At 55.5% G+C, this 20,080-nt stretch carries 21 protein-coding genes; 8 read left to right on the top strand and 13 right to left on the bottom strand.

What is annotated here, in order from left to right; all coding sequences use genetic code 11:
- Positions 1–53: 53 nt before the first annotated feature.
- The 3 genes from RTX96_RS06050 to RTX96_RS06060 all read right to left on the bottom strand — a co-directional run bounded on the left by RTX96_RS06050 (position 54) and on the right by RTX96_RS06060 (position 3,656).
- Positions 54–1,376, bottom strand: a complete 1,323-nt coding sequence (locus RTX96_RS06050; RefSeq protein WP_103820410.1) for an MFS transporter — start codon at positions 1,374–1,376, stop codon at positions 54–56.
- A gap of 272 nt (positions 1,377–1,648) precedes the next feature.
- On the bottom strand, positions 1,649–2,689 hold the full coding sequence (gene yhjD, locus RTX96_RS06055) for an inner membrane protein YhjD (protein ID WP_312268438.1): 1,041 nt from the start codon (positions 2,687–2,689) through the stop codon (positions 1,649–1,651).
- 58 nt (positions 2,690–2,747) lie between these two features.
- Positions 2,748–3,656 carry a LysR family transcriptional regulator gene (locus RTX96_RS06060; RefSeq protein ID WP_312670541.1) on the bottom strand — a complete coding sequence of 303 codons (909 nt, stop codon included), beginning with the start codon at positions 3,654–3,656 and terminating at the stop codon, positions 2,748–2,750.
- A gap of 118 nt (positions 3,657–3,774) precedes the next feature.
- Between RTX96_RS06060 and RTX96_RS06065 the strand changes: the two genes are divergently transcribed.
- Entirely contained in the window at positions 3,775–4,533 is a 759-nt protein-coding gene (locus tag RTX96_RS06065) for an SDR family NAD(P)-dependent oxidoreductase (protein ID WP_103820407.1), read from the top strand.
- A 49-nt stretch (positions 4,534–4,582) separates the two neighbouring features.
- Here RTX96_RS06065 and RTX96_RS06070 read toward each other — a convergent pair whose 3' ends face one another.
- Positions 4,583–4,981, bottom strand: a complete 399-nt coding sequence (locus RTX96_RS06070; RefSeq protein ID WP_103820406.1) for a YdeI family stress tolerance OB fold protein — start codon at positions 4,979–4,981, stop codon at positions 4,583–4,585.
- 226 nt (positions 4,982–5,207) lie between these two features.
- Between RTX96_RS06070 and RTX96_RS06075 the strand changes: the two genes are divergently transcribed.
- Entirely contained in the window at positions 5,208–6,806 is a 1,599-nt protein-coding gene (locus RTX96_RS06075; RefSeq protein WP_103820405.1) for an STY4199 family HEPN domain-containing protein, read from the top strand.
- A 29-nt stretch (positions 6,807–6,835) separates the two neighbouring features.
- On the opposite strand, the gene RTX96_RS06080 is transcribed toward RTX96_RS06075, so the two are convergent.
- The 4 genes from RTX96_RS06080 to RTX96_RS06095 form a co-directional block, all read right to left on the bottom strand.
- Complete coding sequence (locus tag RTX96_RS06080) at positions 6,836–8,485, bottom strand: alpha,alpha-trehalase (RefSeq protein WP_103820404.1); 1,650 nt, start codon at positions 8,483–8,485, stop codon at positions 6,836–6,838.
- Between the two features lie 236 nt (positions 8,486–8,721).
- Entirely contained in the window at positions 8,722–9,159 is a 438-nt protein-coding gene (locus RTX96_RS06085; protein ID WP_312670542.1) for a CopD family protein, read from the bottom strand.
- A gap of 94 nt (positions 9,160–9,253) precedes the next feature.
- Positions 9,254–9,541, bottom strand: a complete 288-nt coding sequence (locus RTX96_RS06090) for a type II toxin-antitoxin system RelE/ParE family toxin (protein ID WP_312670543.1) — start codon at positions 9,539–9,541, stop codon at positions 9,254–9,256.
- Positions 9,538–9,789 (bottom strand): type II toxin-antitoxin system Phd/YefM family antitoxin, encoded by a 252-nt coding sequence (locus tag RTX96_RS06095; RefSeq protein ID WP_312228077.1) that lies wholly within the window; start codon positions 9,787–9,789, stop codon positions 9,538–9,540. Before RTX96_RS06095 ends, RTX96_RS06090 begins: the two co-directional genes overlap by 4 nt.
- Positions 9,790–10,020: 231 nt before the next feature.
- On the opposite strand from RTX96_RS06095, the gene RTX96_RS06100 reads away from it, so the two are divergent.
- Both RTX96_RS06100 and RTX96_RS06105 read left to right on the top strand, forming a co-directional pair.
- Positions 10,021–10,551: a DUF2778 domain-containing protein gene (locus tag RTX96_RS06100; protein WP_312670544.1), complete on the top strand. Its 531-nt coding sequence runs from the start codon at positions 10,021–10,023 to the stop codon at positions 10,549–10,551.
- Positions 10,529–10,786, top strand: a complete 258-nt coding sequence (locus RTX96_RS06105; RefSeq protein WP_312670546.1) for a hypothetical protein — start codon at positions 10,529–10,531, stop codon at positions 10,784–10,786. The genes RTX96_RS06100 and RTX96_RS06105 overlap by 23 nt, the downstream gene beginning before the upstream one ends.
- An 11-nt stretch (positions 10,787–10,797) precedes the next feature.
- On the opposite strand, the gene RTX96_RS06110 is transcribed toward RTX96_RS06105, so the two are convergent.
- From RTX96_RS06110 to RTX96_RS06120, 3 genes are all read right to left on the bottom strand, one after another.
- Complete coding sequence (locus tag RTX96_RS06110) at positions 10,798–11,286, bottom strand: type VI secretion system tube protein TssD (RefSeq protein WP_312670547.1); 489 nt, start codon at positions 11,284–11,286, stop codon at positions 10,798–10,800.
- 325 nt (positions 11,287–11,611) lie between these two features.
- Positions 11,612–12,964 (bottom strand): glutathione-disulfide reductase, encoded by a 1,353-nt coding sequence (gene gorA, locus RTX96_RS06115; RefSeq protein WP_312670548.1) that lies wholly within the window; start codon positions 12,962–12,964, stop codon positions 11,612–11,614.
- A gap of 69 nt (positions 12,965–13,033) precedes the next feature.
- On the bottom strand, positions 13,034–13,876 hold the full coding sequence (locus tag RTX96_RS06120) for a 23S rRNA (adenine(2030)-N(6))-methyltransferase RlmJ (protein ID WP_103820401.1): 843 nt from the start codon (positions 13,874–13,876) through the stop codon (positions 13,034–13,036).
- Positions 13,877–14,075: 199 nt separating this feature from the next.
- On the opposite strand from RTX96_RS06120, the gene prlC reads away from it, so the two are divergent.
- Complete coding sequence (gene prlC / locus RTX96_RS06125; protein ID WP_268106114.1) at positions 14,076–16,118, top strand: oligopeptidase A; 2,043 nt, start codon at positions 14,076–14,078, stop codon at positions 16,116–16,118.
- Positions 16,119–16,125: 7 nt separating this feature from the next.
- A complete protein-coding gene (gene rsmJ, locus RTX96_RS06130; RefSeq protein WP_103820399.1) occupies positions 16,126–16,878 on the top strand; it encodes a 16S rRNA (guanine(1516)-N(2))-methyltransferase RsmJ in 753 nt (250 codons plus the stop codon).
- A gap of 45 nt (positions 16,879–16,923) precedes the next feature.
- On the opposite strand, the gene RTX96_RS06135 is transcribed toward rsmJ, so the two are convergent.
- On the bottom strand, positions 16,924–18,123 hold the full coding sequence (locus tag RTX96_RS06135; protein ID WP_312670552.1) for an NAD(P)/FAD-dependent oxidoreductase: 1,200 nt from the start codon (positions 18,121–18,123) through the stop codon (positions 16,924–16,926).
- 231 nt (positions 18,124–18,354) lie between these two features.
- On the opposite strand from RTX96_RS06135, the gene RTX96_RS06140 reads away from it, so the two are divergent.
- On the top strand, positions 18,355–18,864 hold the full coding sequence (locus tag RTX96_RS06140) for an RrF2 family transcriptional regulator (RefSeq protein WP_103820397.1): 510 nt from the start codon (positions 18,355–18,357) through the stop codon (positions 18,862–18,864).
- Positions 18,865–18,906: 42 nt separating this feature from the next.
- Here the strand turns inward: RTX96_RS06140 and uspA are convergent, their stop codons facing one another.
- Entirely contained in the window at positions 18,907–19,344 is a 438-nt protein-coding gene (uspA, locus tag RTX96_RS06145) for a universal stress protein UspA (RefSeq protein ID WP_103820396.1), read from the bottom strand.
- Positions 19,345–19,741: 397 nt separating this feature from the next.
- Between uspA and uspB the strand changes: the two genes are divergently transcribed.
- Complete coding sequence (uspB, locus tag RTX96_RS06150; protein WP_042394150.1) at positions 19,742–20,077, top strand: universal stress protein UspB; 336 nt, start codon at positions 19,742–19,744, stop codon at positions 20,075–20,077.
- The last annotated feature ends 3 nt before the right edge of the window (positions 20,078–20,080 follow it).

Here is a 20,080-nt window from a genome sequence, read left to right on the forward strand (position 1 = left end):
GGAACGTATGATGCTACGCCCGGCGGCGCTTACGCTACCGGGCTTTTTTATGCTTAAAGAGACTGGTTTTTGGTTTCGTGGGTCAGCACCAGGGCGATCAGCGTCAGGGCTGCCATCGCCGCCAGGTAGACGCCGACGTAGAACAGGCCGTAGTTGGCGGTCAGCCAGGCGGCAATGTACGGCGCCACCGATGCACCCAGAATGGACGAGACGTTATAGGAGAACGATGCGCCGGTGTAGCGTACTTCGGTCGGGAACAGCTCCGGCAGCAGCGCACCCATCGGACCAAAGGTCAGTCCCATCAGGCTCAGACCAATCAGCAGATAGGCCATTACCATCGCCGGGCTACCTGAGCCCAGCAGCGGCGGGAAGACAAACAGCGCAAAGATAATGATCAGCGAGGTGATCACGATCATGCTCTTGCGACGGCCGTAGGCGTCCGCCAGCAGGCCAGCAATCGGCACCATCACGCCAAAGCCAATGACCGCCAGCATCAGCATCCACAGCACTTCATTACGCGGTAATCCAAGGCCCACCGGCGCAGGTGCCGTGCTGTAGGTCATGGAGTAGACGGTCATAATGTAGAACAGCGTGTAGGTCGCCAGCATGATAAAGGTCCCGAGCACGGTGACGCGCATGTGCTTGGTCAGCAGCGTCCCCAGCGGGATCTTCACCTGCTTCTTGGCGGCGGCGACTTTGGCAAATACCGGCGACTCATGCAGAGAGACGCGAACGTAGAGGCCGATCAGCACCAGTACGGCGGAGAAGATAAACGGCACGCGCCAGCCCCACGCCATAAACTGCTCGTCGGTCAGCAGCCAGGAGAGCAGCAGGAAGGTACCGTTGGCAAAGAAGAAGCCGATCGGCGCGCCGAGCTGCGGGAAGGAGCCGTAGAGCGCACGCTTGCGGGCCGGGGCGTTTTCGGTGGCCAGCAGCGCCGCGCCGCCCCACTCACCGCCAAGGCCCAGACCCTGGCCAAAGCGCGCCAGCGCCAGCAGCAGGGGAGCAAAGATACCGATGGTAGCGTAGCTCGGCAGCAGGCCGATCAGCACGGTAGAGATCCCCATCGTCAGCAGGGATGCCACCAGCGTGGCTTTACGCCCGACGCGATCGCCAAAGTGACCAAACACCGCAGAGCCGATCGGACGCGCCACAAAGGCGATGGCGAAGGTCGCCAGCGACTGTAGCGTAGCAGCCGTCGGATCCCCTTGCGGGAAGAAGATGTGCGGAAAGACGATGACCGCTGCGGTGGCGTAAATATAGAAGTCGAAAAACTCAATCGCCGTACCAATGAGCGAGGCGATGACAACTTTATTACGCGAGTTGACCGGAGGGCTTTCCTGTTCGTGATTGAGCGTTGTGGCGGTAGCTTGCATAGAATTTTCTTATTTTGGGCGAACGAAGGGCCATATTACGCACAGCAAAAGCGACATTTCAATCTGTAACAAGACGGGCAGGTGGCGATAAAAACGGCAAAAAGTGAATAATTTTCGTGCCTGAGTTTTCGCATCTATGAAATGCTTCACAGAAATTGAATATCAGCATTAAAAACCAGTTTTTGGTTAAATAAAAGTTACGGACTGGTTTTTAATGCTGAAATGAGGAATTGGGCCGAAACTTTGCTTTTTGATTCAGCCCAGTAGTGTGGTTAAAGGGTCTCTTTGCCTGGCATTTTCACGTCGTCTTTATACTGCGCGGTGGCGATCCACGCTGCGCAGAACAGCGTCAGACGGGCGAAGAAGTAGAAGAAGGCCATAATACCGAGCACCGAACCAAACGCCGCACCTGACGGGGAGGTTACCAGCGAAGGCAGGGTCCAGGTCATGATGAGCTTAATCACCTCAAAGCCGACGGCGGCAATCAGCGTCCCGCGAATCAATGCCTTCTTGCGTGGGCGGTGGCGCGGCAGGCGCCAGAAGATCCAGAAGAAGAGCAGGAAGTTAGCGCAGATAGAGATCGCCAGGCCAATCAGATGCCAGACCGGTTTAAGCCAGCCGATGTAGTCCAGATAGAGTGCAGAGATAATCATCTCCTGCGCCGCACCGGCGATAGAGGTGATGGAGAGGGTGATCACCAGCGCCACCAGCAGGCCAATCAGGGAGATAAAGTCGCGGAAATATTTTACCCAGATCTTCTCACTGTCCTGGGGCGTACGCTCCCACTCGTCCCGGGACTGGGCGCGGATCGCCTCGCGCAGGTTGCCCATCCAGTTAATACCCGAGTAGAGCGCGACGGCCAGACCGACAATACCTACGGTAGTACGCTGCTCTACGGCAGTTTTTATCGTATTGCGCAGGGTATCGGCCAGGGTGCGGTCGCTGACGTTGAGCAGGATCTTATTGAAGATATCCTGCAGCAGGGTGGGGTGGGAGACCAGCACAAAACCCGCTGCGGCAAACGACACCATCAGAATGGGGATCATCGACAGGAACGAGAAGTAGGTGATGGCTGCCCCAAACTGGTTGCCCATCCGGTCATTGAAGCGCTCCGTCGCGCGGATCAGATGCGCAATCATCGGCCGGCGCTGGATCTTCTCCGCCGCTTCGGTGACCGTCTCCACCACGCCCTCTGCCTTACCGCTCAGCAGCGGCTCTGACTCAGACTCAGGCTTATCGGTAGTATCGACCTTTTTAACAGGCTCGTAGTCCAGGTGCGGGACAGGTCGCTTGGCGCTATTTTCCGGGGTCATCAGTACGGCTTCCTTCTCTGCTTAGCGTGATGTACCGCAAATTATAGACCCTCATCACCTAAGCGGGTGAATCGACGTAATCCTTCATCACGCTTGCCAGCCACTCCATAAACAGGTGTATCCGCCGGGAGAGGTTGCGGCGATGGGGATAGATCAGCGAGACCGGCATCGGCTCGGCGCGGTACTGGGGCAGGATCTCCACCAGCGTGCCCTGGCGCAGAGCATCACGCACGCCGGTACGCGGCACCTGGATAATCCCCAGCCCCGCCAGGCACGCTGCATGATAGGTCTCGGTGCTGTTGACCGTCAGAATGCCACCGGTCTTGATCCAGCGCGTGGTGTTATCCTGGTAAAGCTCAAAGCCCTGCGGCCGCGTGCCAAGGTGAACAGCGTAATGCACCACTGCGTGAGAGGAGAGATCCTCCAGCGTCTCCGGGTAGCCAAAACGTTCGAGATAGCCGGGGCTGGCGCAGTTGACCACCGCCAGTTTACCCAGCGAGCGGGCGATCAGCCCGGAATCTTTCAGCGTGCCAACGCGTACCACGCAGTCAAAGCCTTCGCGGATCACATCCACCAGCCGGTCGCTGCTGCTGAGTTCTATCTCAATGCCGGGATACTGCTGCACAAAGGCGGGCAGGCGTGGGATGACCAGATTGCGCGCCACGCCCACGGGCATGTCCACCCGCAGCTTGCCGCTGATGCTGGCGGGATCGTGGATAAACAGACCGTCCAGCTCGTCAAGATTAGAGAGCAGATCTTTAGCGCGCTCGTAATAAACCATACCGTCCTGGGTGAGCTGAACCCGGCGCGTGGTCCGGTGCAGCAGTTGCGTACCGAGGTGGTTCTCCAGAGTCTGAACCTGGCGCGATACGCTCCCTTTCGGCACGCCAAGGGAGTCGGCGGCGCGAGAAAAGCTTGCCAGCTCTGCGACGCGGACGAAAAGCTGCATTGCGTAAATTTTATCCATCCCTGCCACCTATTGTTGTTATGAATGAAACAGTGAAGCGTATTCGCCAGGCTTTATTGTTTATCTACCACCTAATAAGCTCTTTCTCAATCATCCACCATCAGAAATGAGGTTTCTTATGACGCATCGTATTGCATTAGTGACTGGCGGCAGCCGTGGATTGGGAAAAAATGCCGCATTGAAGCTGGCTGAAAAAGGCGTGGACATTATTCTGACGTGGAATAGTCGTCAGGAAGATGCTCTGGACGTGGTACGTGAAATTGAGCTGAAAGGCGCGAAGGCTGTGGCGTTGCAGCTCGACGTCGGCGATAGCGCTAGCTTCGAAAACGTGGCCAGACAGGTGCAGGATTGCCTGAAACAGACCTGGCAGCGCGACACCTTTGATTATTTAATAAACAATGCCGGAATCGGCCTGAACGCATCCTTTGCTGAGACCACCGAGGCACAGTTTGACCAGCTGGTGAACATCCATTTTAAGGGGCCGTTCTTTCTTACCCAACATCTGCTGCCGCTGATTAAAAATGGCGGACGGATCCTGAACGTCTCAAGTGGGCTGGCACGCTTTGCTCTGCCAGGCTATGCGGCCTATGCGGCGATGAAAGGGGCAATGGAGGTGTTAACCCGCTATCAGGCAAAAGAGCTGGGCGCGCGGGGTATCTCGGTAAATATCATTGCACCCGGCGCTATTGAAACCGATTTTGGCGGCGGACGGGTACGTGATGACGCGCAGCTCAACCAGTTTGTCGCCTCGCAAACGGCGCTGGGACGCACTGGCCTACCGGATGATATCGGCAACGCGATAGCGGCGCTGCTGAGCGATGAGCTGGCATGGATGAATGCCCAGCGCGTTGAGGTCTCGGGCGGGATGTTCTTATAGAGATAAAAACGCCGGGCGGCGCTAGCGCTGGCCCGGCCTACAAAGCGGGTTACTCTTTCTGGAAATGGTGTACTTTGATCCGCGGCGGCTTCTGTTTCTTGTCCAGCGAGCCGCTGATGCCTACCAGCTGATCCGGGCTAACATCGCGCTCGGCAAAAACCGCCATCGGAATATAGACGTCAATCTCACCCGTTTTGTCGCGGAAGGTGTAGATATCGTTACCTTTTTTAGCGATCAGGTTCCCGCGTAGCGAGACGGAACCACCGTCGTGCAGCTCCAGCGCCTGTTTAATGTTCATGGTCCGGGCATCTTCAATGCCGCGATAGCCATCGTCGAGCTTATGTGGCGGCGGTGGTGCTTTATCCGTATTCAGCCCTGGGGAGTCTTCGGCCAGTGCCGGGAGGGTGAATAGGGCGGCCACCGTGGCGGCAAGTAACATTTTCTTCATAGATACTCCTTTCGCATGTGCCTCAGATACCTCTGTACTAAGCCTGGCATAGGAAATTCCGCTGTGGATAAGGAATGCTCTGTTTTATTTCACTTCGTCTTTTATTACCTGCATCACTGATATTTAATTTAAAGTGGCCTATTATCTAACTAACTGGAATCTAAGATAAAATAAGCTGCGTAGACGGCTGGCATTAACTTTCGTTAATTGTGGTTAAGGGAAAATAATGACATACAGCACATCGCTCAGGAACCGCGAACAATTCGAAACCTGCATCGGAATTATTCGCCAGGCGTCTATTGAAATTTTGTTACTGCTGGACGTTCGCGTTAGCGAAGGTAAAGATCCGCGCTGGTTTCTGGAGCAGTTGGAAAACGCTCGTCTGGGCCTCGGCGGCTGGGGTGCGGTAGCACAGCGACTAAAGCTCAACGACGCCGAGCTTACGCAGTTCACCATGCAGCTGCGCCACCTTCAGCAGCTGGTTCCGCAGTATGAAAGCGGCCAGGACGTTAGCGAAAACCAGCTGATTGCCGCGCTGCGCTTTGTCGCTGCCCTGGAGCATCTCCGCCTGCAGCAGCCTCTGCTGACCTATCCTACCTCAACGGAGACGGTAAACGGCGAAGCGCAGCTCAAGGGGCTGGCTCAGCTTCGCGCCCTGGAGCAGATGATGAGCGGGCTGGTCTATGCTGCCTGGCCGGACGGCATCAAGCTGCGTAACCATCTAAAAACCCAGTTTGGCCAGGATCGCGTGCGCCGTTGGTTAAAGCTAGGAGAGCGTAACGACGTGCTCAGCGGAATGCTGTTTAGCGAGCTGGCGCTGATGCTGGTGGATAAAAAAGAGTTCTCTCGCCACTACGCTCCGCTGTTTAACGACAGTTCGCTACTGACGCTGTTTGCTGATCCGCGCAAGACCTTGCAAACCTTTCTTGATGATATTCGCCAGATCCGCAACACCCTTACCGCACAGAAACCCCTCTCTGCCATCCAGCTTACTCTGCTGGACACCTACTATCCGCAGCTCGCCACACCGGTGCAACGCGCCTTCAATGAGGGCCGCACCACCGTTAACCCGGCCAGCTTGTTGACTACCGACGTGGACGAACTGAATGCGTTTAAAGCGCGAACGGTTAAAAAGGCCGGGGCGGGAGGGGATATTTTCGAAGTAGGTGAAGACATTGAGCGACCCGAGCGCCGTGCCGTCCGCACGCCGGAGCAGCGTATTCGCCTGGTCTCAGGCATTCTCTGGGGTGCGGTTGGCGTGATGGTGCTGATGATGATGGGGGGCGGCTTCATAATGATAAACAGCACCCCACCCGCACGGGCGGTAAGCGAGCCTCCGGCCCAGACGCAGATATTAACCGATACGGAAAACGAACATACTACGCCGACCTCACGCATGCAGCTCACGCGAATGGGCATCACCTGGGATGAGAGCAACCTTCGCTCGGCGATTGATCGTAACGATACCCGTGTCGCACAGCTGTTCCTGAAAGGGGGAATGGACTGGAAGCTCTCCTGGACCGAGCAGGCGCTTTCGGTGGGGAATGACGAGGTGCTGACTCTGCTGCTGCGCTATAAGCTACAGATGGATGAACCACGGCCCTGCCGTCGCTTTACGACTACGCTCGGTCACGCCATGTTAAACGGGGAAAAGCTTACCGGGCAACGGAAAGATTACCTGCACGCCTTCTGCACCAGTCCACCCGTGGTAGAGCGACAGCGCTATGAAACCGAGCAGGCAAAAATACGGCATAAAGCGCAGCCTGATGAGAGCACCCGCCAGTGGCTGGCAATCCAGACTGCGATCTATAACGTTATCCGCTAACGGGCTATGCGTTGATAAACAGGGGGGCGCTACGGCTCCCCGTAAAGCCCGATCAGGCGACGTGCTACACCGTTGGTCCAGCCAAAACCGTCCTGCAACGGATACTCACCGCCGCCACCCTCGCGCGGCGTACCGCCTGCGATATGGTACTTCTCAATCAGCTTGTAGTGCTGCTGATAGAAAACGTTAACAGTATGAAGCCAGCTATGGGCAATTTCATCCCCCAGCGCATCGTTACCATAGAGCTTAAAGCCCTGGATAGCCATCCACTGCAGCGGTGCCCAGCCGTTAGGTTTATCCCACTGCTCACCGGTCTCATACTCGGTGGCCATCATGCCGCCCGGCGTCAACAGGCGTTCACGTACCGCCACGGCTATCCGATCGGCCTGCTCATGGGTGACCATACCAACGTAGAGCGGCACGATGCTCGCTGCTGAGAAGAGAGCCTGCTCGCCGCGCCGCCAGTCATAGTCGCGGTAGCAGCCTTTCTCCTCATCCCACAGGTAGCGGTTCACCGCTGCCCGGCGATCGCTGGCGCGCTGGCGGAACATCGCCTCGCCTTCGCGATCGCCCTTCAGGCCAGAGAGATTAGCGATGGTGCTCTCGAGCTTGAACAGGAAAGCGTTCAGATCGATAGGGATAAACTGCGTCGTCCGGATACTGGCCAGACGCTGCGTGTCCCGCAGCCAGCGGGAAGAGTAGTCCCAGCCGGACTCCGCCCCGGCGCGCAGATCGCGGTAGACCTCGTTTGGTGGACGGCCCGAATGCTTCGCGGTTTCCACGTCTTCGATCCATGACTCATCTCGGGGCGTATCGCGATCGTCCCAGTAGCGGTTGAGCAGAGAGCCATCAGGCATACGCACGGCATGACGATAGGCCTGGTTAAGGTTCAGCGATTCAGCGCCATCCATCCAGAAGGCGTACTCCATCAGCAGGTGCTCATAGTAGCGCCGCGCACCGCGCACGCCGTCCTCTTCGAACAGCTCCACCATCAGCGCGAACACCGGCGGCTGAGAGCGGCTCAGATAGTAGGTTCGGTTGCCGTTTGGGATGTGCCCATATTTTTCAATCATCCATGCAAAGTTATCCGCCATACACTTCAGCAGATCGTTACGGCCGCTTTCGGCCAGCCCCAGCATGGTAAAGTAGGAGTCCCAGTAGTAGGTCTCACTGAATCGTCCGCCGGGCACAATATAGGCCTGCGGCAGCGCCAGCAGCGACGACCAGGGAATATGATCCTGCGGCTCGCGGGTCAGCACTGGCCACAGCTGGTCGATATGCTCCTTCAGCGAGTTTTCTGGATTAGAGACATACTGACTGTCTATTTGCTGCGGGAGCCAGAAATGCCGTGAGACAAACTGGCGCAGGTCAAAGTCAGGTCTGCGTTTGATACGACGATAGCGGATAAGGATATCGAGCGGATCCATTCTCGGCGCACAGTCAGGAAAGGTCTTGCTGTCGGCAAAGAGGCCCGACGACTGTACCTGCTCGAAGAGTTCCAGATAACGATCGGCGGGGGTCAGCGCGTCAGATGCGGGCAGCCCCTCGATCATCTCCGGTTCCGGTTCCGCCTCGATCATTTCATCCAGTTTTAATTCGCAAGGATCGGTCTCGTAGCGGATCTTCTCCTCGATCTCGAATTCGACAGAATCAGCAAGCTGTAGTTTCTGGTTGAACATAGAGTGGCGACCTCCGGATGGCGTCGTAAAAAGAGTCGGGTGTTTTCCCGGTTGTTTTATAAGATTAAAGTTTAGTCATTTGGCATTGGGAATGAAGTACAAACTGTGCGCAAGATCACAATTATAAGCACTAATTTGTAAAGCAAATCGGTTTAACTTTTTGTTTTTTATTACAAAATCGTGACATTGCAGCCTGCCTAAACAAACTGCATTTTCAGAGCAATCAAGATAATTTTTTAACCGCTAAAAGGCTTAACCACCGCTAAAGCCACCACGATGATAACGGCCACGACGGTGAGCCATGCGGCATTACGCGCCAGCAGTGGGGCTGAGGATGTCTCGCCCGTCGCTAACCTGCGCAGCGAGGCCGACAGCATGCCGTGAACCGCCGAAAGGAATACTAGTACCGCCAGCTTAATACCTAACCAGAGCGGCAGCAGCCAGTCGCCCTTTACAATCAGCGCGATACCAAAAGCCCACAGCAGGATCATTGCGGGTGAAGTGACGAATCGGTTCCAGCGGCGCGCATACTCCAGCAAGGGATCGCTCCCCCCTTTTGCCACCGCGCTGCGGCTCTGCGACCAGGCCACGATAATCACTGCCATCACAAAAATGCCGCCCAGCCAAATCACGCCCGCCATAATATGCAGAGCGTTTAACCAACGGTAGTCCATCGCTTTCCCCTGAGCTGTAACCCTATTGTTGTAACTGAGATCATACTCCGGGCCTCGGGAGCAAGAAAGAGGTTTCACTGCTCCGTAAACAGGTTTACTTCATTCTCGCGCTGGCCAGGTTATAAACGTTGCTGCGTTCACGTTTCCCTATGGCTACAACAACAATAATCAAAACCTCATCAAGGACCTGATAAACCAGACGAAAGCCTGAGGCCCGTAGTTTGATCTTGTAGCAATCTTTTAAACCGTTCAGCTTTGCTGAAGGAATATGAGGGTTTTCACAGCATTTCTTCAGCTTTTTTGCGAATTGTTGCTGGAGCGATCTGTCTAGCTTTAGCCACTCCTTCTGTGCATCTTCCCTGAATTTGACGCTATAGGTCATAGGTAGCTGTCCAGATCTATATCGACAAGCGGCTGACTGCTGCGTTCGTTTACTAGCTTCACTAACTCGTGATCGTCCAGGGCATCTAGCATTTTTTCATACAGCTCCGCAGGAACACAGTAGAACGCTGGCTGGTTGCGGTTAAGGATCGCGACTGGAAACCCCTCGCCAGCACTCACCGTTGCCATTGGGTTTTTTTTTAGTTCGCTGACGCTGGCGCTGGTATCACTCAAAATAGCATGTGGCATGGTAGAAACCTCTTCGAGACTGGTTAACTAGTCTCTATTGTAGCCCTTATGAGACCTGTTAACGAGTCATTTGAAGCGTGAGTTAGGCACCCGCCGTGATTAATAAATACTCTTAACGTAGAGAGTCACCGTTTCCTAAACCGACTCCTTAATAATCAATTACGTTTTGTTTGTTAAAAAATGGTCACATGCCTTGTAAACTAAACCCACAAAATAATGAGGGATTAGCGAATGGCTCTTAACGGAACAATGCTTTTAAATGGTGCGAATATTGCGCCGCTATCCTTTCCCGGTGTTGGTACGTTTATGGCGTTCTCGGGCAACGGCGCTTATAAAAATCGGGGAGGATGCGGCAAGTTTTCAGGAACTGCTGCCGGTGATGGCCCATTGCCGGAAGGACGATACTGGATTGTGAGCCGCGGAGGTGGTGGAAGTATTTCAAAGGGTATTGCTTACATAAAAGACACGTACAACAAATTTAACAGCGGCGCAGAGTTCAGACGCGATGAATGGTTTGCGCTGTACCCGAACGACTGGAACATTGATGATACGCTCTGGACCGAAGGTGTTAAGCGCCAACACTTCCGCCTCCATCCCGGCGTACTCTCCGACGGCTGCATTACCCTCGTGAGTAATGCCGACTTCCGTACCTTGCGTAACGCTCTGCTTGCGACCCAACAAATCGACGTGCCCTGCATGAAGGATTTGAAGGCATACGGCATGATTGAGGTCGTGAACAATGGCTATAACACTTGCTCGTAGGCTGGCGAAAATCGCTTGGTTTATCGGACTGTTCTATATCGGCTTGCACATTATCTACCCTGAAAAATTTATCAGTCTGTACACCTCTGAGCGTTTTGCACAATGGGTATATGGATACTCTAGTCAGGAAAATTTCGACGATTTATGGGTACTGACTTGGGTGGTCAGCTCTTTCGCGTTCGCCGTGGTAGGGTATCTGCTCTCAATGGGGATAATCAGAAAAGTGCGCCGCTGACGGCGCATTTTTTAAGCCGTCTTACGCTCGTTCCAAGCATCGGCGTACTGTACGTTCCCGTCCATGTAGTGCCAAGTGATTTTTTCATAATTCAAACTGACATGCTCGACGTGGTTAATCTGCGAACTGGAAAGTTTAGTATTCGGGATAGCTGTATTCACGCTTGTCACCTTCACGTTCTCCAGGATGATTTTGTAGTAACACTCTTCCTGGCCCGAGTAATTTATCCGGTAGAAACGAAACTCCGCGCTTTTCAGTGCCTGGCCTGTTGCCACGGCGCGGTTGAAGTAAGGGGAAGAACTGTCTATCTCCTTCTCAAACATCATCGATGAGTGCTGACGCGTACCGGTAATTTTGCCACTGGCACTATCAACCGGAAGATTGAGTCCATGCGATAGGCTGATAATCTCAATACTGCCCTCACGGTCTTTTACATCGACAGAACCTTTGATGTCTGCGCCACCGTCGTCCTTCAGCCATAAATACGCTGGTATTGGCATTTTTCCTTTTTCCTCATGTTGTTATTGAACACGCAAGGAAAGTATGGACTTTGTAAATTGGCGAGTAAACGATCAATGTTTTGCAAAAAATTTCCGTGTTCCAAACTGCCCGACCTTTCCATGCAGAAAGATTTGAGCTTCCTTCCGGTAAGGTGATTGTCATAGCAATCAATGAAGCATTGGATCATTACATAAATTAATTACGCGGTTTAAATCTTTCGGCTACGTTATTGAAAACGATATGTAAGATATGCCCGCACGGGTTTAAAAAACCGTGCGGATAGTACGATACTATTTAAAAAGACAGTAAGCCTTTCTTTAACTCTTAACGCATCGTCACAAACTCTTCTGCCGCCGTAGGGTGGATCGCCACGGTGTTATCAAAGTCTTTTTTCGTTGCGCCCATCTTCAGCGCGACGGCGAAGCCCTGCAGGATCTCATCCATGCCCTGGCCGATGCCGTGAATGCCGACAATCTTCTCTTCCGGGCCAACGCAGACCAGCTTCATTCGGCACGCCTGGCGGTGCAGGGTGACGGCGGTGTACATGGCGGTAAAGGAGGAGGTGTAGACCTTCACCTGGTCGTCGCCGTACTGCTCGCGGGCCTGCGGCTCGGTCAGGCCGACGGTGCCGATAGGCGGATGGCTAAAGACCACGGTAGGAATATTGCTGTAGTCCAGATGCTCGTCCGGCTTGTTGTTGAACAGACGCTCTGAAAGACGACGGCCTGCCGCCACCGCAACCGGCGTCAGCTCAACCGCACCGGTGTTATCACCGACCGCATAAATTCCTGGAACGTTAGTGTTCTGGAACTTATCGACGATGATGTGGCCTTTATCGTTGGTTTTCACCCCGGTAACCGCCAGGTTGAAGGTGTCAGTGGCGGGTTCGCGGCCAATCGCCCAGATCAGGCAGTCAACGGTCTCGCTACGGCCATCCTCCAGCTCCAGCGTCAGGCTACCGTCGCTGTTTTTCACCACGGCTTTCGGCGTGGCGTTGGTATGAAGCGACGGACCGTCGGCCATGATTGTCTCAACCAGCGTCTCGACGATCAGCGGATCGAAGCTGCGCAGCGGGGCATGCTTACGCACGAACAGGTGCGTCTCTGCGCCCAGGCCGTGCAGCACGCCTGCCAGCTCAACGGCGATATAGCCTGCCCCAACAACCGCAACGCGTTTCGGCAGGGCGGTCAGCTCAAAAAAGCCGTCGGAGTCGATGCCGTGCTCAACGCCAGGGATATCCGGGTAGCTCGGACGCCCACCGGTGGCGATCAGAATATGGTCGGCGGTGAGGGTCTCGCCGTTGACCTCAACGGTCTTAGCATCGACAAAGCGGGCAAAACCGCGGATCACATCCACGTTATTTTTACCCAGCACGTTCTCATAGGAGCTGTGAATGCGGTCAATATAGGCCGTGCGGCTGGCAACCAGGCGCTGCCAGTCAAAGTTGTTGATGGTGGCGTCAAAGCCGTAGTCCGGGCCGTAGAGGTTGACCGCCTCGGCAATCTGCGAGGCATGCCACATCACTTTTTTCGGCACGCAGCCCACGTTCACGCAGGTTCCGCCCAGCTCTTTCGCTTCAATCAGAGCACATTTCTGGCCGTACATGGCCGCACGGTTAATAGACGCAATACCGCCGCTGCCGCCGCCAATGGCGATGTAGTCGTAGTGCTTAGTCATAACGTTTCCTTAGTGAATTTTTGCTTTGAGTGTAACGCGATGCCCTTAAGGTTCCACCGATGGCTGTGATTACTCTGGTACGACCCAGTTTACCAGCGTATGGCCGGTGCCGGCCGGAACCAGCTTGCTGTGCAGCCACGGCAGGACGCTGTTCATCTGCTGCTCCAGCTTCCACGGTGGGTTGATAACAATCATGCCGGATGCGGTCATGCCGCGCTGGTCGCTATCCGGGCGCACCGCCAGCTCAATCTGCAAAATACGGCGGATGCCGGTGGCTTCCAGCTCTTTTAACATGCGTTTGATCTGCGCGCGCATCACCACCGGATACCACAGCGCGTAGGTGCCGGTTGCAAAGCGTTTATAGCCTTCGCTGATACCCTGAACCACCGCCTGGTAGTCGCTTTTAATCTCGTAGGGCGGGTCGATCAGGATCAGGCCGCGGCGTGACACCGGGGGCAGCTTGGACTTCAGCTGCTGGTAGCCGTCGGCGCGCTCGACGCGGGTGCGGCTATCTTTCTGGAACTCTGAGCGCAGCAGCGGAAAGTCGCTCGGGTGCAGCTCGGTCAGCTGCAGGCTGTCCTGCTCGCGCAGCAGCTGGCGGGCGATCAGCGGCGAGCCAGGGTAGTAGCGCAGCTGGCCGCTACGGTTAAAGTGATTTACCACGCTGATGTACGGCTCCAGCTCGGCAGGCAGATCGTCCTGCTGCCAGATACGGGCGATGCCTTCCAGGTACTCGCCGGTGCGCTCGGCATGTTCGCTGCTCAGCTGATAACGGCCCGCGCCTGCGTGGGTATCCAGATAGAGAAAGGGTTTCTCCTTCTCTTTCAGTGATTCAATGATCAGGCTCTGAACGGTGTGTTTTAAAACGTCGGCATGGTTGCCGGCGTGGAAGCTGTGGCGATAACTGAGCATGGAAGGAACAATCCTGGGAAGTAAAAACAGATAGCCGATAGTTTACCGCAGATTGCGGCAAATTACCGCAGCGGCGCTGTTGCCGGGGCGCAAAAGCGCAACGTACGGCATTGAAATTAACTACACTAAACCCCATGCTAGACCTTACAGGAACGAGCGCCGCCCGAGCGCTTGCGATTATTTTTACAGGACAGCGCTTATGACCAATCCATTACTGACGCCCTTCGACTTGCCGCCGTTTTCCCAGATTAAACCTGAGCATGTGGTTCCCGCCGTGACGAAAGCGCTTGAGGATTGCCGCGAAGCGGTAGAGCGCGTGGTAGCTCAAGGGGCACCCTACACCTGGGACAACCTCTGCCAGCCGCTGGCAGAGGTGGACGATCGCCTGGGCCGTATCTTCTCGCCGGTCAGCCACCTGAACTCGGTGCAGAACAGCCCGGAGCTGCGTGAAGCCTACGAGCAGACGCTGCCGCTGCTCTCTGAATACAGCACCTGGGTGGGCCAGCATGAGGGGCTCTACCAGGCCTATCGCAACCTGCGCGACGGCGAGGCCTATACCGTGCTGGATCTGGCGCAGATGAAAGCGGTGGATAACGCCCTGCGTGATTTTGAACTGTCCGGTATCGGCCTGCCGAAAGAGAAACAGAAACGCTACGGCGAAATCGCCGCTCGCCTCTCCGAGCTGGGTTCGACCTACAGCAACAACGTGCTCGATGCCACTATGGGCTGGAGTAAACTGATCACCGATGAGTCCGAGCTGTCTGGCATGCCGGAGAGCGCCCTGGCACAGGCTCAGGCTCAGGCGCAGGCCAAAGAGCAAGAGGGCTGGCTGTTGACCCTCGATATCCCAAGCTATCTGCCGGTGATGACCTACTGCGATAACCAGGCCCTGCGTGAAGAGCTTTATCGTGCCTACAGCACTCGCGCCTCCGACCAGGGACCGAACGCCGGCAAGTGGGACAACAGCCCGGTGATGGCGGAGATCCTTGCCCTGCGTCACGAGCTGGCGCAGCTGCTGGGCTTTGACAATTATGCCCACAAATCTCTCGCCACCAAGATGGCCGAGCATCCGCAGCAGGTGCTGGACTTCCTGATGGATCTGGCAAAACGTGCTCGTCCGCAGGGTGAAAAAGAGCTGGAGCAGCTGCGCGCCTTTGCTCGCGCCGAGTTTGGCGTAGAAGAGCTGCAGCCGTGGGATATCGCTTACTACAGTGAAAAACAGAAGCAGCATCTCTACAGCATCAGCGATGAGCAGCTGCGCCCCTATTTTCCGGAGAACAAAGCTGTTAACGGCCTGTTCGAAGTGGTTAAGCGCATCTACGGCATCACGGCCAAAGAGCGCAAGGATATCGACGTCTGGCATCCGGACGTGCGCTTCTTCGAGCTGTATGACGAAAGCAACGAACTGCGCGGCAGCTTCTATCTCGATCTCTACGCCCGCGAGAACAAGCGCGGCGGAGCATGGATGGATGACTGCGTTGGGCAGATGCTGAGAGCCGACGGCTCGCTGCAGAAGCCGGTCGCCTACCTGACCTGTAACTTCAACCGTCCGGTCAGCGGCAAACCGGCGCTGTTCACCCACGATGAGGTGATCACCCTGTTCCACGAGTTCGGTCATGGCCTGCATCATATGCTGACCCTGATCGCCGTGCCGGGCGTGGCAGGCATCAGCGGTGTACCGTGGGATGCCGTCGAGCTACCGAGCCAATTTATGGAGAACTGGTGCTGGGAGCCGGACGCGCTAGCGTTTATCTCCGGCCACTACGAGACCGGCGAGCCGCTGCCGAAAACCCTGCTGGATAAGATGCTGGCGGCGAAGAACTACCAGGCCGCGCTGTTTATCCTGCGCCAGCTGGAGTTTGGCCTGTTCGACTTCCGTCTGCACGCCGAGTTCAGCCCGGAGCAGGGGGCGAAAATCCTCGAAACCCTGGCCGAAATCAAGACGCAGGTGGCGGTCATCCCGGGTCCAAACTGGGGACGCTTCCCGCACGCCTTCAGCCATATCTTTGCTGGCGGCTATGCGGCAGGCTACTACAGCTACCTGTGGGCCGACGTGCTGGCGGCGGATGCTTACTCTCGCTTTGAAGAGGAGGGGATCTTCAACCGCGAAACCGGGCAGGACTTCCTCGATCACATTCTGACCCGTGGTGGTTCAGAAGAGCCGATGGAGCTGTTCAAACGCTTCCGTGGTCGTGAGCCGCAACTGGACGCGATGCTGGCGCATTACGGCATCAAGGGCTAAGCACGGCGTGAAAATCTGCTTAATAGATGAAACAGGCACCGGAGACGGTGCCTTATTGCGTCTTGCGTCCCGCTTTGGCTTGCAGCATGACGAAGATAGTCCGATGGCGCTGGCACTGACGACGGAGCACCTTGAGCTGCGCAAGCGTGATGAGCCGAAGCTTGGCGGTATCTTCGTTGATTTTGTCTCTGGCGCGATGGCGCACCGGCGCAAATTTGGCGGGGGTCGCGGCGAGGCGGTGGCGAAGGCGGTAGGCGTGAAAGGCAGCTATCTGCCGGATGTGGTCGATGCTACAGCAGGATTAGGCCGGGATGCCTTCGTGCTGGCCGCCATCGGCTGTCGGGTGCGGATGCTGGAGCGCAACCCGGTGGTGGCGGCGCTGCTGGAAGATGGTCTCGCGCGCGGCTATGCCGATGCGGAAATCGGTGCCTGGCTGCGGGAGCGCCTGCAGCTGATCCACGCCTCAAGCCTGACGTCGCTGACGGATATCTCTCCGCGTCCACAGGTGGTTTATCTCGATCCGATGTTTCCGCACAAGCAGAAGAGTGCGCTGGTGAAAAAGGAGATGCGGGTCTTTCAGTCGCTGGTAGGACCGGACCTGGATGCCGATGGTCTGCTAATGCCTGCCTGCGCGCTGGCAACGAAGCGCGTGGTCGTGAAGCGCCCTGATTACGCGCCGCCGCTGGCAGACGTTGCCACGCAAAACGCGGTGGTCACCAAAGGGCACCGGTTTGATATCTACCCCGGCACGCCGGCGTAATTTACCTTCACCCTGGCCGGAAAGCGGGCCAGGGTGAGCGCCACCTCAAACAAACGGCGCCAGCGGATCGGCAATGTTAAACGCCGTTGCCTTTTCAGCCAGCGGTGGATAAATCAGTTCGCTGACAATCGACATCTTCAGCTTCTTCGCCTCTTCACGCGTCAGCTTCACCCGTTGATCCCACCCTTCGGTATACACCGCGCCCCATGCGCCCAGATCCAGGCAGGTAACGTACGTCTCCTGACGATACGGCAGCGGTGCCACATTCAGCAGGCTCGCCGCGGCGTTGTTCCCCGCGAATTTCCCCAGCAGAATGGCGTGCTGGCAGGTCATCAGCGCGTGGTTGCCTTTATCATCAGTCGCGGCGTAGGCCACATCGCCGGTAGCATATATATCGTCGTGCCCTACAACCTGAAGTTCACTATTCACATGCAGGCGTCCCAGACGATCGCGTGGCGCATCAATCTGTGTAGTCAGACCGTTAGCCTGTACGCCAACCGTCCAGATAACCGTCTGTGACGCGAGAGTCCGGCCATCTTTCAGCGTCACGCCAGAGGCGTCCACGCTCTCTACTTCTGCATTAACGAGCCACTCTACACCCAGCTCGGTAGAGGCTTCGCTAATCACGTCACGCAGCTCTTTGCTCCAGCGCCCGCCCGGCTGTGCCCCGCGCTCAACTACGACAACTCTGGTCTTAGCATCACTGCCCAGGATCTCTCGCAGGCGACCCGGAAGCTCTAACGCCATCTCAATCCCTGTGAAACCACCGCCGCATACAACGACTGTGTTTCGCGTTTCGCTCTCTGGCTGTTGAGCGAGCGCTTTCAGGTGCAGTTCCAGCTCTGCTGCGCTCTCCAGCCGATCAAGGTCGAATGCGTGCTCTACGGCGCCCGGTACGCTATCGCGGTTAACGTGACTACCGCTGGCAAGAACCAGACGATCGTAGCCGATAAGATGGCTTTCGCCATTCGCATCTTGCCAGCTAACTTCTTTAGAACCCGGTAGGATCCGTTCAACGGTACCGCGCAGAAATTTCACCCCGGTGACGTCAAATAACGGCTGCAGCGGTGCAACCAGCGTCTGGACATGCTTCTCATAAAAGCGTGGCCGTACGCGTAGCTCTGGCTGCGGTGCAATGACAGTAATATCAACGGCCTGCTGATGTATATCTGCCAGACGCGCAGCACTCAGCGCTGCCCACATACCGGCAAAGCCGGCACCCACAATCACAATTTGTTTACGCATTGGGTTTATCTCATTGGTAACTACGATGTATTTACTCGGATTTTATTTGTCGTAGTTAGAGATTGCAATGTGATTCGATGTTCTCATCCGGTTTTGGGCGGAATTTCTTTGTTATCTCTTTGATATTAAATTAATTAAAATTTATAAAGAGGGAAGATAATGCTGTCTGTCTGGCGCGAGAGAGGCGAAAAAGCTAAAATAACTCAGATTGATTTTAGCTGAGATAAGAGAATGGCATTCTACAGTTCCGGGGTTGAGTACGGCATCCATAGCCTGATGTGTATGGTGGACAGCAAAGGCGATGCCCGCGATATGAGCGTGCGTGAAATCGCCGATCTACAAAGCGTGCCTTATGACTATCTCGCCAAAATCTTTACCCGACTATCAAAGGCCGGTCTTGTGCGCAGTAGTGAAGGCAAGGGGGGCGGCTTCCAGCTGGCAAAGCCTGCCGAGCACATTACGGTACTGGACATCGTAAACGCGATTGATGGCGATAAACGCCTTTTCGACTGCCGTGAAATTCGCCAGCGGTTGGTCATTTTTGACGAACAGCCGCCAGCGTGGGCCTGCGAGGGGATTTGCGGCGTACGTTCGGTGATGGATATGGCGCAGCAGCGTATGGAAGAGGCATTAAGCCAGCATACGATTCTGGATTTGGCGCGCAAGATGTACCGCAAAGCACCGGATACCTTCGTGGTAGAGGTGCAGGCGTGGATCGCCGGACGAAAGGGCGAGAAATAAAAACGCCTGCACAGGCAGGCGTTTTAACGTGCCTGACGCAGACTACTCGTCGTCTTCGTCGCGCAGCGGAACAATCAGCATATCAACGTGAACGGTGTTGATAAGCTGACGCGCAGAGGACATCAGCTTGCTCCAGAAATCCTGATGGTGGCCGCAGACCACCAGATCCATATCGTATTTCTTGATGGCATCGACCAGCACCTGGCCCAGATCGCCGCTGCCGCTCAGGGTTTCGGTAATCGGATAGCCCGCGTTAGTCGAGAGTTCAGCCAGCGCATTGTGGGTCTCTTCCGAGATACGCTTTTGCATATCGCCCAGGTTAACGTCGATCAGTCCGGTATAGAGATCGGAATAGTTTACATCGACATGAATCAGCGAGATTTTTGCATTGTAGGGGCGTGCCATAGATACGGCTTTATCTACCAGTACCTTGCTCTCAGGAGAGAGATCGACCGCGATAAGGATATGTTTGTAAGCCATGAAGTTACTCCTTCCATAAGTTGTCGATGACCGTTGGATTTAGCCGCCACGTTCGCGCTACGGCCTATCCCGCGTCCTGCGTACCATTGCGCGGGGGATGCCCGGCCTTAAGGATCTAATTGTAGAAGATATTTCTACCTTATAACGCTCTAAACCCGTCGTCAATTGTGCTGGGTCACGGTTTAGATCATCAAAAAATGTCGGTAACGACATTGATATAGATCGATGATGTGGCGAAAAAATTAACAGATCTCCTACACTATTAAATAAGCCGCTCGGATGTAGAATTGTGATCCACGTCGGCTTCTGGTACACACTTCAAAGAACTCATTGGCCGGAAATCGAGGAGCGCCAGCCCTGGAGTCTATTTTCCGTGGGCAGTCGCCGGGGAGGGGATATGGTCAGCACTGTCGCGCTGTTTTGGGCTTTGTGCATCGTTTGTGTGGTTAACATGGCCCGTTACTTCTCATCGCTACGCGCACTGTTGGTTGTCCTGCGTGGTTGCGATCCGTTGCTCTATCAGTACGTGGATGGCGGTGGCTTTTTTACCTCGCACGGCCAGCCCAGTAAGCAGATGCGTCTGGTGTGGTATATCTACGCCCAACGCTATCGCGATCATCATGACGATGAGTTTATTCGTCGCTGTGAGCGGGTCCGCCGCCACTTTGTTTTAACCAGCGCCCTCTGCGGCCTGGTGGTGGTCAGCCTGATCGCCCTGATGATTTGGCACTGACAT

The organism is Pseudescherichia sp., from assembly GCF_032052675.1.
GTDB lineage: Bacteria > Pseudomonadota > Gammaproteobacteria > Enterobacterales > Enterobacteriaceae > Pseudescherichia.